The 12,879-nt window shown below is 65.9% G+C and carries 11 protein-coding genes; 8 read left to right on the forward strand and 3 right to left on the reverse strand.

All coding sequences use genetic code 11. From position 1 onward, the window contains the following. Positions 1 to 84: 84 nt before the first annotated feature. The 3 genes from AB7245_RS17570 to AB7245_RS17580 all read right to left on the reverse strand — a co-directional run bounded on the left by AB7245_RS17570 (position 85) and on the right by AB7245_RS17580 (position 2,768). On the reverse strand, positions 85 to 774 hold the full coding sequence (locus tag AB7245_RS17570) for an O-methyltransferase (RefSeq protein ID WP_439034479.1): 690 nt from the start codon (positions 772 to 774) through the stop codon (positions 85 to 87). Positions 775 to 879: 105 nt separating this feature from the next. Further along, on the reverse strand, positions 880 to 1,704 hold the full coding sequence (locus tag AB7245_RS17575; protein WP_439034480.1) for an AraC family transcriptional regulator: 825 nt from the start codon (positions 1,702 to 1,704) through the stop codon (positions 880 to 882). Between the two features lie 95 nt (positions 1,705 to 1,799). Continuing rightward, positions 1,800 to 2,768, reverse strand: a complete 969-nt coding sequence (locus AB7245_RS17580) for a LysR family transcriptional regulator (protein ID WP_439035734.1) — start codon at positions 2,766 to 2,768, stop codon at positions 1,800 to 1,802. A gap of 171 nt (positions 2,769 to 2,939) precedes the next feature. Here AB7245_RS17580 and AB7245_RS17585 point away from each other — a divergent pair, with 171 nt between their 5' ends. The 8 genes from AB7245_RS17585 to AB7245_RS17620 all read left to right on the forward strand — a co-directional run bounded on the left by AB7245_RS17585 (position 2,940) and on the right by AB7245_RS17620 (position 12,824). Next, positions 2,940 to 3,560 (forward strand): UbiX family flavin prenyltransferase, encoded by a 621-nt coding sequence (locus AB7245_RS17585; protein ID WP_071915243.1) that lies wholly within the window; start codon positions 2,940 to 2,942, stop codon positions 3,558 to 3,560. A gap of 25 nt (positions 3,561 to 3,585) precedes the next feature. Then, positions 3,586 to 5,007, forward strand: coding sequence for a UbiD family decarboxylase (locus AB7245_RS17590; protein ID WP_071915242.1), 1,422 nt, complete (start codon positions 3,586 to 3,588; stop codon positions 5,005 to 5,007). A gap of 127 nt (positions 5,008 to 5,134) precedes the next feature. Beyond that, positions 5,135 to 5,974: a helix-turn-helix transcriptional regulator gene (locus tag AB7245_RS17595; protein ID WP_014496257.1), complete on the forward strand. Its 840-nt coding sequence runs from the start codon at positions 5,135 to 5,137 to the stop codon at positions 5,972 to 5,974. A gap of 143 nt (positions 5,975 to 6,117) precedes the next feature. Further along, entirely contained in the window at positions 6,118 to 9,117 is a 3,000-nt protein-coding gene (locus tag AB7245_RS17600) for a xanthine dehydrogenase family protein molybdopterin-binding subunit (RefSeq protein WP_439034481.1), read from the forward strand. Continuing rightward, on the forward strand, positions 9,114 to 9,929 hold the full coding sequence (locus tag AB7245_RS17605; protein WP_439034482.1) for an FAD binding domain-containing protein: 816 nt from the start codon (positions 9,114 to 9,116) through the stop codon (positions 9,927 to 9,929). The genes AB7245_RS17600 and AB7245_RS17605 overlap by 4 nt, the downstream gene beginning before the upstream one ends. Beyond that, complete coding sequence (locus AB7245_RS17610; RefSeq protein ID WP_439034483.1) at positions 9,926 to 10,444, forward strand: (2Fe-2S)-binding protein; 519 nt, start codon at positions 9,926 to 9,928, stop codon at positions 10,442 to 10,444. The genes AB7245_RS17605 and AB7245_RS17610 overlap by 4 nt, the downstream gene beginning before the upstream one ends. Then, positions 10,437 to 11,981, forward strand: a complete 1,545-nt coding sequence (locus AB7245_RS17615) for an AMP-binding protein (RefSeq protein WP_085404184.1) — start codon at positions 10,437 to 10,439, stop codon at positions 11,979 to 11,981. Before AB7245_RS17610 ends, AB7245_RS17615 begins: the two co-directional genes overlap by 8 nt. A gap of 36 nt (positions 11,982 to 12,017) precedes the next feature. Next, positions 12,018 to 12,824: an enoyl-CoA hydratase/isomerase family protein gene (locus AB7245_RS17620; protein ID WP_439034484.1), complete on the forward strand. Its 807-nt coding sequence runs from the start codon at positions 12,018 to 12,020 to the stop codon at positions 12,822 to 12,824. The last annotated feature ends 55 nt before the right edge of the window (positions 12,825 to 12,879 follow it).

Below are 12,879 nucleotides of genomic sequence, written 5' to 3' on the forward strand. Positions count from 1 at the left end.
GCGTGTGACACGTCCCTGCGGTGCCTGTGATGACTCGGAGATTTGTGGTGCCGGGCTGGGCTCGATCAAGGCTTGGCTCCCGGATTATCTGGTCTTGATCGTGAGTTCATTGCCGCGGCCGGGGTCGAACGGCAGCGACAGCGAGAGGTAGCCATTCTCGGGATCTCTGACGTAGTCGATATAGCCCGAAGCTTCCTCGAACGCGTTCTCGCCGACGATGAGTGCGCCGGGCTTGAGCTGCGGCTCCAGCAGCTTGAGAATGGGAAGATAGAGCGTGAAGGCGCCATCGAGCATCACCATGTCGATCTCGCCGAGGCCGGAGCCGAGCGTTTCGCGGGCATCGCCGAGCCGGAATTCGACAAAGTCCGCGAGCCCCGCGGCGGCAACGTTCGCGCGGGCGCGCTCGATCTTGCCGGGTTCGAGATCGGTCCCGATCAGGCGGCCGCCGCCCATGTCGCTCAACGCTGCCGCCATGTAGATCGCCGAAATCCCCATCGAGGAGCCGAACTCGACGATGCGCTTCGCCTTGCAGGTACGGGCGCACATGTAGAGGAAGCGTCCGAACCGCGGAGAGACGCTCAGGAAGTTGTCCGCAAATCTCTGGTAGACTTCATTGAGATCGCGGCTTTCGGCCGCGATGGCCTGGCTGATCATCTCTTCGCGACTGCTGGCCTCACGCGCGAAGGTCTGCATCAGCGGCGCGTCGGCAATCTTCGCCTCCTGGTGAAGGCGATGAAGGACGTCTGCGACGAGGCCCGTGCTGAGTGAATCCATCTTGGTCGGCTCCTTGCAATGCGCCCACTGGCGCTTCGGAGCCTCGATACGAAATCGTGCCTCTGACCGCATTCCGCGAACGGGACAATCGATTGCGATTTCCGGTCAGTGTACGCCGATGCGACGCTCGGCGAGATAACGTGCCGGCGGCTTGCCCAGCGCCTTGCGAAACATGGTGACGAAGGCGCTCGCGCCCTCATAGCCGAGATCGAGCGCCACGGCCTGGACGGAAGCGCCCTGGTCGAGGCGCTGAAGCGCGATGAGGATGTGAAGCTGCTGGCGCCAGCGGCCAAAACTCATGCCGGTCTCGCGTTGCAGGATGCGGGTGAGGGTTCTCGGGGCAACGGCGATGCGCCGGCCCCAATCGTCGATCGTCGCGCGATCGGAAGGATTTGCCATCATCGCGCTGGCGATCCGGCGCAGTCTGGCATCTACAGGCATCGGGAAGCGCAGTTCCTCGACGGGCGCCGTCGACAGCTGGTCAAGCAGCACCGTAGCGATCCGGCCGTCGGCGCCATCGACATCGTACATGACAGGCATGTGGGTCGCATGCACCAGCAGATTTGCCAGCAAAGGCGAGATCGACAGAGCGCAGCAGTGTCTCGGCAGCCCTGATGCTGCATCCGGCTCGACGAACAGGCAATACATCTCGACATCGCCTACGACGGTCACGCTGTGCGGGACACGGCCGGGAATCCATACCGCACAGCGCGGCGGTACGATCCAGACGCCGTGTCCGGCCTCCAGCCTGACGATGCCCCGCAAGGTCAGGACAAGCTCGTCCTTGCGATGCTCGTGCATGGCCAGCTCCATGCCCTTCGTGACCATGTGACCGCCGAAGGCGGCGAGGGCGCGTGGCACGGTCTCGGGGTCGAAATCCCCGAGATCATCGGGGCGAATATGGTCGTCGTTGAGCCGGAAGAAAGGCATTGGGCGGTGATTGGTCCGGACGCGGTGGCGTGCGTCAGACAATATCGGCCTGCGATTGAGAGTTTCAACGCAGATGGCGCGAATCTCGATCAGTTCTAACCAGCTCGCTTCCGCGGCTTCCTGCGCTCCTTGCGGGAGGGCAAGCTAGCCCCGCCGGCGGAGGGCACCACGAACTCTCGCGCCACCGCGGCGGCCTGCGCGAGATCCTGGCTGATGACATCGAGCACCGCCTTGGCCGCGACCGACACCGCTCGCCGCGGGTGATGCACCCAGGCAATCGAGCGCACGATCCGTTGCTGGTCGAAGCGATGCGCCCGGATGGCGCCGCTCGCGAGCGATTGCCGGAGCGCGATGGTCGGCAGCACTGTGGCAAAGTCGGTGGTCGCGATCACGTCGCAGAGCGCGGGGAGGGTGTCGAGCTCGAGCCGCGGCCGCAGGTCGATGCCGACGGCGGCGGCGTGCTCATCCAGGATCAGCCGCAGGCCGTGGCGCTTGGACGGCAGCACGAGGTCGAAATTCGCGACGTGGTCGAAGCGTAGCTTTGCCGGTGGCCTGACCGGGCTGTCCTTGCGGCAGGCGAACACCATCTCCTCGTCCATGATGTGATGCGCGGACAGCGGCGTCTTCCGGCGCGGCACGTTGATCAGCGCGAAATCGAGCTGGCCGGTGTTGACCCAGTCCACGAGCGTCTCGGTATAGCCCTCGCAGGCGGACAGCGTGATCTCGGGATAACGACTGGCGACCGTCGCCGACGAACTGGCCATAGTGCTCTGCGCTACCGACGTGATGAGGCCGACCGAGACCCGCCCCGAAATGCGCCCGCCGAGCTGCGCCATCTCCTGCCGCGCGTACTCGGCGTCACGCACGATCGGCGCGGTCAGCCGCACCAGCGCCTCGCCGGCGCTGGTCAGAGTCATGCCCTGGACGCTGCGGTCGAACAGTTTTTGGCCGAGTTCGGCCTCGAGCTTGGCGATCTGCATGCTCAGCGCCGGCTGCACGATGTTGAGCTGGCGCGCGGCGCGGGTGACGTTCTTTTCCTCGGCCAGGCAAAGGAAATATTGCATCTGCCTGAGTTCCACGGAGCTGTCCTTTGTTCGCTGTTCCTTGCGCGGCCATCATCACAGATGATGGATGATATAATCAATCATTATTTGTAGTGATGGGTGGGATTGCCTAGTCTCGTGGCGGACCGCGAGGCCTCAAGGGCCGCGCCGTCTGGGAGCGAAATCAGACATATGCAGGACGCCACACCCAAGCGGATGATCATCGGCATTTCCGGCGCCTCCGGCGTCACCTATGGCGTTCGCCTGCTGCAGCTCCTGCGCAATGCCGGCGTCGAGACGCATCTGGTGATGTCGAAGACCGCTGAGCTGACCTTTGCCTACGAGACCGACCTGAAGATCGCGGAGGTGAGGGAGCTCGCCAATGTCTGCCATGCGATCGACGACATGGCCTCGGCGATCTCCAGCGGCTCGTTCCGCACCGCCGGCATGATCGTGGCGCCGTGCTCGATGCGCTCGATGTCCGAGATCGCCTCCGGCGTGACCACGACGCTTTTGACCCGCGCTGCCGACGTCGTGCTCAAGGAGCGCCGGCGACTGGTGCTGATGGTGCGCGAGACGCCGCTGCACACCGGGCATCTCAGGACGATGACGGCCCTGTCGGAGATGGGCGCGATCATCGCCCCGCCCGTGCCGGCCTTCTACGCAAAACCCGAGAACCTCGACGACATGGTCGAGCACACCGTCGGCCGTGTGCTCGACCTGTTCGACATCGATATCGGCGTTGTGCGCCGCTGGGGCGAGGACGAGGCGCTCAAGCGCCGCTCGCCGCCGCTGCGCAAGATCGCGCCCTGACCTGAAGACCTGAGGAATGACCCGTATGCGAATGGAAAATGTTGCGAGGAGAGGCGCGAACGCGCCCGCCGATCTGCGCGCCTGGCTCGCGTTTCTCGCCGAGCGCGGCAAGCTCGCGATCGCCCGCGAGGGCATTGGGCTCGCTGACGAGCTCGCCGCCGTCGCCAAGCGGTTGGAGCGCGACAGCGCGGTGCTCTTCCCGCGCCCCGATGGGCATGAAATTCCCGTCGTCGCCAATCTCTTCGCCGGACGCGACTGGGTCGCCGATTCCATCGGCGTGACCGAGGACCAGTTGCTGCCACGGTTCCTGGCTGCCGCAAACCATCCACTGCCGACGCATGAGGTCGCGAGCGGACCGGTGCAGGACGTCGTCCACGAGGACGTCGATCTGCTGCGCCAACTCCCGGTGCCCAAGCACAATGAGCGCGACAGCGGTCCCTACATCACGGCCGGCCTGCTGATCGCGCGCAACCCGAAGACCGGTGCACAGAACGTCTCGATCCACCGCTGCCAGATCTCTGGCAGGAACCGCATCGGCGTGCTGCTGCTGCCGCGGCACACCTTCTCCTACTACCGCCTCGCGGAAGAGCTGGGCCAGGCGCTGGAGATCGCGATCGTCATCGGTGCGCATCCGGCCTTGATGCTGGCCTCGCAGGCGATCGCGGCGCTCGATGAGGACGAGATGGCGATTGCCGGCGCGCTGCTCGGCGCGCCCGTCGACGTCGTGAAGTGTCGCACCAATTCAGTCCGCGTCCCCGCCCACGCGGAGATCGTCATCGAGGGACGCATTCTTCAGGGCGTGCGTGAGCCGGAAGGTCCGTTCGGCGAATTCCCCCAATATTATGGTCCGCGCGCCAATCGCGAGGTGATCGAGGTCGATGCGATCACGCATCGTGCGAAACCGATCTTCCATACCATCGTGGGCGGCGGTTTTGAGCACCTGATCCTCGGCGGCGTGCCGCGCGAGGCGACGCTGCTCCAGCATCTGCGGCGCAGTTTTCCTGGCGTGATCGACGTCCGCCTCACGCGCGGGGGCACCTGCCGCTACCACCTCGCGATCAAGATCGACAAGGCGAACGACGGCGAGCCCAAGAACATCATGATGTGCGCCTTCGGCGCCCATTACGACATCAAGCAGGTGATCGTGGTGGACAAGGACGTCGACATCTCCTCGTCCGAGGAAATCGAATGGGCGGTGGCGACGCGCTTCCAGGCCGACCGCGACCTCATGGTCGTCGCCGGCGCGCTCGGCTCCAAGCTCGATCCGACCACCGACAACGGCATCAGCGCCAAGATGGGTCTCGATGCGACCGCGCCGGTCAACGCGCCGGAGCTCGCTTTCAAGCGCATTCGCGTCAAGGGCGAGGAGGAGGTCGATCTCGCCACTGCCTTGCAGGCTGACCCCGGCGCTGCGGTCGCGCGGTTTCTTTCGGAGACGCGCGCATGAGCGGATTACCGCTCGGAAGCAACTTGCGTCGGTTCGCGCCGTTGGAATATGAAGCGGGTGCTGCTTATAGTGCCGCGCCAATGAAGCAATCATTTTGCAGCGCAACGCTGCCGGGAGGAAGAAACTGATGTCGACGGCCCTGCGCATCGCTCATGGCGCTTTCGGCAGGGTCGCTCTGCTCGACATGGACCGTTCGCTGGTCCGCCACGCTCATCATCACTGCCACGTCCTGCTCAAGGTCGAGGGCTCCGACACGCAGTTTCTTGTGGGCGACCAGGTCACGCCGCTGACGGACACGGCCGCCGTGCTCGTCGACGGCTGGAAGCCGCATGCCTATGTGCACGACGCCAACCGTCCGCGCACGCTGATCATGGCGCTCTATATCGAGCCGGAATGGCTGAAGGAGTTCCGTCCCGGCTGGGCGGCCAGCGGTGCGCCGGGCTTTTTCGAGCGGCCGTCGGGCGAGGTGTCGCCGCGCATCCGCCAGCTCACGCTGCATCTGGCGGCCGAAATGATGGCGAATCCGGATGCGGTGCGGACCCACGAGCAAACGCTCTCGGATCTCATGATCGCGGTGATCGAGCGCTTCACGCCCTGGCGCAGCTTCCCGACCTCGATCCGCGGCATGAGCGCGGTGAGCTGCGACTGGCGCATCCGCCGCGCGATGGACGCGATGCGCGTGCATGATTCCTATGCCAACGTCGATCAGTTCGTGAAGGGCGCAGGCCTCTCGCGCGCGCAGTTCTTCCGCCTGTTCGAGACCTCGCTCGGCGTCTCGCCAAAGCTCTATCTCAACGTCGTCCGCATGGAGCGCGCGCTCGATGCTGTCATGCGCGAGGACACACCGCTCGGCGAGCTCAGCGAGCGTTTTGGCTTTCCGGAGCCTGCGCATTTCACGCGCTTCTTCCGCGACCATGCCGGCGTCAGCCCGCGCGAGTTTCGCAACGTCTCGCGTCTTGCGGGTTGAGTCTTGCGGGCCGATATTGCGCTGCACGCTCTCGAATGAGACGATTTGGTAAGTCGTGAGAGCGGGCGGTATGGCTCCCGCACCCCCAGTCCTGACAAACGTCATCGTCGCGTCAAAGAACGCGTCGGGAGGTATGCCGGGACATGTTGCAGGCGGTCAAATCCGCAAATCCGGGAAGTGGCGATGAGCCGTGGGTCGGGCGTTCGATCGAGCGCGTCGAAGACGCCGCGCTGCTCTCTGGCCGCGGCCGCTTCATCGACGATCTCGGTGTCCAGCCCGGCACGCTGCACGCGACGATCCTGCGCTCGCCGCATGCGCATGCCGATATTCTTTCGATCGACGTTGAAGCCGCCAAGCGTCTGCCGGGCGTTGCAGCCGTTCTGACCGGCAGCGACGTCAAGGCCGTCACCACGAGCCTCGTCGTTGGCGTGAAGGCGCCGGTGGAGTGTTGGCCGATCGCGATGGACCGCGTGCGCTATGTCGGCGAGCCGGTCGCTTTGGTCGTCGCAACTGACCGTGCGCGCGCCGAGGATGCGGCTGAGCTGATCAATGTCGAATATCGCCCGCGGGCTGCTGTCGTCGATCCGCTTGGGACGCTCGCACCGGGCGCGCCCGTGCTCCACGATGGCTTTCCCGGCAATCTCGCCAGCGACCGCCATTTCCGTTACGGCGATCCTGAAAAGGCCTTTGCGGAGGCGCCGCATCGCTTCTCCATCGACATCCGCTATCCCCGCAATTCCTGCACGCCGATCGAGACCTATGGCGTCGTCGCATCGCACGATGCGGGCGAGGATGCCTATGAGATGCTCGCCAATTTCCAGGGCCCCTTCAGCATCCACACCGTGATTGCGCGCGCGTTGAAAGTGCCGGGCAACCGGTTGCGGCTGCGTACGCCGCCGGATTCCGGTGGCAGCTTTGGTGTCAAGCAGGGCGTGTTTCCCTATATCGTGCTGATCGCCGCGGCCGCGCGTGTCACGGGCCGGCCCGTCAAGTGGATCGAGGACCGGCTCGAGCATCTTACCGCGTCGGTGTCTGCGACCAACCGCGCGACGACGTTGTCGGCGGCGGTTGCAGCGGACGGAAAGATCCTCGCGCTGGACTGGGACCAGGTCGAGGATTGCGGCGCGCATCTGCGCGCGCCTGAGCCTGCCACGCTCTACCGCATGCACGGCAATCTGACCGGCGCCTACGACATCCGTCACGTCAAGATCCGCAACCGCGTCGTCGTCACCAACAAGACGCCGACCGGTCTCAACCGGGGCTTTGGCGGCCCGCAGGTCTATTTCGCACTGGAGCGCCTGGTGCAGCGGATCGCGATCGGCCTTGGCCTCGATCCGCTCGATGTCATCAAGCGCAATCTGATCGACGCCGGCGCGTTTCCCTATCGCACGGCGACCGGTGCCTTGCTCGACTCCGGCAACTACCAGGACGCCGTTGCGCTCGCAGTCGAGCAGGGCAGGCTCGCTGAGCTCAAGGCGAAGCGGGACGAGGCGCGAGCGCAGGGGCGGCTCTACGGGATCGGCTTCACCGCGGTGGTCGAGCCCAGCGTCTCCAACATGGGCTACATCACCACCGTGCTGACGGCGGCCGAGCGCCGCAAGGCAGGTCCCAAGAACGGCGCGCAGGCAACCGCAACCGTCGGCCTCGATCCGGTCGGCAGCGTCACGGTTCACGTCGCCTCCGTGCCGCAGGGGCAGGGCCATCGCACAGTGCTGTCGCAGGTCGTCGCCGACGTCTTCGGCCTCCAACCTAGGGATATCCGGGTCAACACCGAGATCGACACGGCCAAGGACGCATGGTCGATCGCCTCGGGCAATTACGCCAGCCGCTTCGCATCGGCCGTGGCCGGCACGGCGAAGATCGCCGCGGAACGCGTCGCCGGCAGGCTCGCCCGCATCGCCGCAAGCCAGTTGAACGTCGAAGCCGCCGACATCGTGTTTGCGAAAGGCTTCGTTGCCTCCAGGCACAATCCGGAGAACCGGATCGCGTTCTCGCGCGTCGCAGCGCTCAGCCATTGGTCGCCGGGCTCGCTGCCTGATGATGCCGGCCAGACCATCCGCGAGACCGTGTTCTGGACGCCGCCGGAGCTGACGCCGCCCGACGACGAGGACCGCATCAACTCCTCGCTCTGCCACGGCTTCATCTTCGATTTCTGCGGCGTCGAGATCGATCCGACGACGCTGGAGACGCGAATCGACCGCTACGTCACCATGCACGACTGCGGCACCATCCTGCATCCCGCCATGGTCAACGGCCAGATCCGCGGTGGCTTTGCGCAGGCGCTCGGCGCCGCGCTCTACGAGGAATATGCCTACGCCGAGGACGGCAGCTTTCTGACGGGAACGCTCGCCGACTATCTGCTGCCGACCACGACAGAGGTGCCGGAGCCGCAGATCATCCACATGGAGACGCCGTCGCCGTTCACGCCGCTTGGCGCAAAGGGCGTCGGCGAAGGCAATTGCATGTCGACGCCGGTTTGCCTTGCCAATGCGGTCGCGGATGCGCTGGGCATTGCCGATATCACCTTGCCGCTGGTGCCGGCGCGACTTGCAGAGCTGGTGCGCGGTGCCGAACCGCCGCCTCCCGCTGGCGGCGCGACTGCTGCGCCTGTGCGCGAAGGCGACCGGCGGCTGCGCGGTGAGGGGCAGGCCTCGGTAAAGGGGCCCCCCGAGCAGGTCTGGGCGATGCTGCTCGATCCCGCTACGCTGCAATCCGTCATTCCCGGCTGCCAGCGCGTCGACAAGATCACCGACACGCATTTCCGCGCCGACGTCACGCTCGGCATTGGCCCGGTCAGCGGGCGTTATCGCGCGGATGTCGAGTTGTTCGATCTCGATCCGCCACGCGCGGTCACCCTGCGTGGCGGTGCGACCGGCGCGCTCGGCTTCGGCAACGCCGAGGGGCGGATCACGCTCGCGCCCGACGGCAATGGCGGCACAAAGCTGACCTACAGCTACGACGCCGCGATCGGCGGCAAGGTCGCGAGCATCGGCGGCCGTCTGCTCGACGGCGCCACGCGCGTCATCATCGGCCAGTTCTTCACCGCGCTGGCCCGCAAGGCTGGCGGTGGTGGTGCGGAGGGCGGCTTCTCGCTGTTCGCGCTGCTGGCGAAGCTCGCAGGCCTGTTCGGAGGGCGCCGATGAAGCCGCCCGCATTCGACTATCTCCGGGCCGAGACTGTCGGCGACGTCCTCGAAGGACTCGCTCAACAAGGCGGCGACGCCCGCGTGCTCGCGGGCGGGCAGTCGCTGATGGCGATGCTCAACATGCGCCTCGCCAAGCCAAAACTGCTGATCGACATCATGCGCATCAGGGAGCTGCGCCAGATCGAGCGGAAGGGCGATGCCGTCACCATCGGCGCCGGCGTGCGCCAGGCTGACCTCCTGGCATGGCCTGACCTCGCCGAGGCGCTGCCGCTGGTCGCGCTGGCGCTGCCATGGGTTGGGCACGTGCAGACCCGCAGCCGCGGCACCATCTGCGGCTCGCTCGCGCATGCCGATCCCAGCGCCGAGATGCCGCTGACGCTGGTTGCGCTCGGCGGCGAGGTGTTGCTGCGCAGCGCCAAGCGGCGGCGGCGCGTTGCCGCCAAGGACTTCTTCGCCGGCATGATGCTGACCGCGCGCGCCGATGACGAACTGATCGAAGGTATCTCGCTGCCCGCCGTCAAGGGATCGCGCTTCGCCTTCCGCGAGGTCGCGCGACGCCATGGCGATTTCGCCATCGTCGCCTGCGCCGCGATGAAGACACCGACGGGCGTGCGCCTCACAGTCGGCGGCGTCGCCGACGTTCCGACCGCGCGCGACTGGCCGCAGCTGGAGGGCGGCGCGCTCGACGATGCGCTGAATGCTTTCGCTTACGAACTCGGGGCCCGTGACGACGTCCACGCCAGCGCGCGCTATCGGCGTGATCTCGTGCGCATGATCGGCCGCGACCTGATCGGCGAGGTACTGCAATGACCCGTCTCAAGGCAGATCAGCGACATGCCGTTAGCTTCACGCTCAATGGTAAGTCCGTCGAAGCCGAAGCCGAGCCGCGCATGCTGCTCTCCGATTTCCTGCGCCACCAGCTGGGTGCGACCGGCACCCATGTCGGCTGCGAGCACGGCGTCTGTGGCGCCTGCACTGTTGTCGTCGACGGCATGCTGACGCGGTCGTGCCTCACGCTCGCTGCGCAGGTCGATGGTTGCGAGCTCAGGACCGTCGAGGGCCTCGCACCGTCGGCGGACCGGCTCGGCGTGCTGCAGCAGGCGTTCCGCCGCAACCACGCGCTCCAGTGCGGCTTCTGCACCGCTGGCATTTTGATGTCGCTCGACCACTATCTCGCCAGGAACCCGGTGCCGACCGAGGCCGAGATCCGCGACCTCCTCAGCGGGCATATCTGCCGCTGCACCGGCTACACACCGATCATCCAGGCGGCGCTCGAAGCCGCCGCCGAACTCGCTTCATCCAAAAAAGAGACGTCCGATGCTTGATCTCGCCAGCAGCTTCATCGCCAGCGCCGCGCGCGATCCCCATGCGATTGCGCTTGTCGACGGTGATCTGCGCCTGACCTACCGGCAATGGTACGGCGAGATCTCCGCACTGGTGGCGTCGTTCGACCGCCTTGGCCTCAAGCCCGGCGATCACGTCGTCACGCTGCTGCAAAACCGCTGGGAGGCGGCGACGCTGCACTGGGCCTGCCAGTTCGCAGGCCTGGTGATCACGCCAATCAACTGGCGCGCCAAGGCCGACGAGCTCGATTACTGCATCGAGAACGCCGAAGCCTGCGCGATCGTCTATCAGGATATCTCTGCCGAGGCGGTGCAGGGCTCGGGGTTGGCAGGCAAGCTGCTGCGTGTTTCCGTCGATCCCGGGACGGGGGAGGCCACCAGCTTTGCCGATCTGATCAGGGACGGCGCGCCGGACGCCGAGCCGCGCGTCGGCACCGATGCCTGGTCGATCATGCTCTACACGTCGGGCACGACCTCGCGGCCAAAAGGCGTGCCGCGGCGGCATCGGGCCGAACGCGCCGCGGCGATCGCCCATGTCGCGCAGAATCTCTACGGCCGCGGCGAGCGCACGCTCGGCGTGATGCCGCTCTACCACACCATGGGCGTCCGCTCGCTGCTGGCGATGTCGCTGATCGGCGGCAGCTTCATCTGCCTGCCGCGCTATGACAGCCGCCAGGCGCTGGCGCTGATCGAGGAGGAGGAGATTACCAACCTCTATCTGGTGCCGACGCTCTATCACGACCTCGTTCATCACGAGGCCTTCTCCAAAACCGACGTCTCCAGCGTCCGCAAGCTCGGCTTTGCCGGCGCGTCGATGACCGACGGTTTGCTGAAGAAGCTGAACGAGGCATTCAAGCCGGAGCTGTTCGTCAATCACTACGGCAGCTCCGAGATCTACACCTTTACGATCGACCAGAACGCCGCCGCAAAGCCCGGCTCGGCCGGCAAGGCGGGGCTGAACCAGCACGTCAAGGTCGTGCGCATCGGCGCGAAGTCGGTCGCGGAGCTTGCTGCGGTCGGCGAGGAGGGCGAGATCATCGCGACGCTCGCTGGCGACGAGGCCTTCGAGGGCTACTGGCGCCGCCCTGAAGCCGACGCCAAGTCGCTGCGCGAGGGCTGGTACTTTACGGGCGATACCGGCTTCGTCGATCCCGACGGCGACCTGTTCGTCACCGGGCGCGTCGACGACATGATCATCACCGGCGGCGAGAACGTCTCGCCGGTCGAGATCGAGAGCTGCCTGTCGCTGCATCCGGCGGTCGACGAGGTCGCAGTGGTCGGCGTCGCCGACGAGAAATGGGGCAAGGTCGTTGCCGCCTTCGTCAAGCGCAATCGCCCTGTGTCGGACGTCGAGCTGGAGCAGTTCTGCCGGACCACGGGCCTCGCCAATTTCAAGCGGCCTAGACGTTACGTTTTCGTCGACGCCATTCCCAAATCGCCGGTCGGCAAACTGCTGCGGCGACTGCTCGTCGCCGGTGAGTACGAAGCCGAGCGCCTGCCGCCATCAGACGCCGCCTGATCATCACTCATCAACAATCAACAGAAGGAAACCAACATGCCGTCAGCCTACAATTTTACCGATCCTCGACTCGCAAAACTCGACGGGTTCAAGGTCGAGATCGATGAGGCGCATGAGCGGGCCGATATCATCCTGGGCCGGCCGCCCTACAACGTCGTGGCGATGCCGCAGCGTGACCAGCTGCGCCTGACCTTCGAGACGCTGGACGAGGATCCGCGCGTCCGCGTGATCGTGGTGCGCGGCGAGGGCGAGCATTTCTCCAGCGGCGGCAATATCGGCGGCTTCATGGAGGCGAGCCCCGAGCACGTCTCCAAGCTCGCCTGGAACATCGCCGCGCCTGCGCGTTGCGCCAAGCCCGTGATCGTTGCCAACCGCGGCTATTGCTTCGGCGTGGGCTTCGAATTGTCACTCGCTTGCGACTTCCGCATCGCCTCGGAGACCACGCAGTACGCGTTGCCGGAGCAGAAGCTCGGCCAGATCCCGGGCTCAGGCGGCTCGGCGCGCCTGCAGAAGATGGTCGGCATCACTCGCACCAAGGACATCGTGATGCGCTCCAAGCGCATCTCGGCGAAGCAGGCCTATGACTGGGGCATCGCCACCGAATGCGTGCCGGATGCCGAGCTGGAGAAGGCGACCGACAAGCTGGTCGACGAGCTCCGCACCTTCTCGCCGCTGGCGCAGCGCACGGCGAAGAAGCTCCTCAACGACACCGAGGATTCGACGCTCGCCATCGCGATCGAGCTCGAAGGCCATTGCTACAGCCGCCTGCGCCAGTCGGAAGACTTCAAGGAAGGCGTCGAAGCCTTCAACGCCAAGCGTCCGCCGAAGTTCACCGGGCACTGATGCGCGACAAAACTGCCGCGGTTCGCAATGACGCGGGCCGCGGCTCTATCAAAAC

It is taken from the genome of Bradyrhizobium sp. 604_D8_N2_3 (assembly GCF_051810765.1).
Lineage (GTDB): Bacteria > Pseudomonadota > Alphaproteobacteria > Rhizobiales > Xanthobacteraceae > Bradyrhizobium > Bradyrhizobium barranii.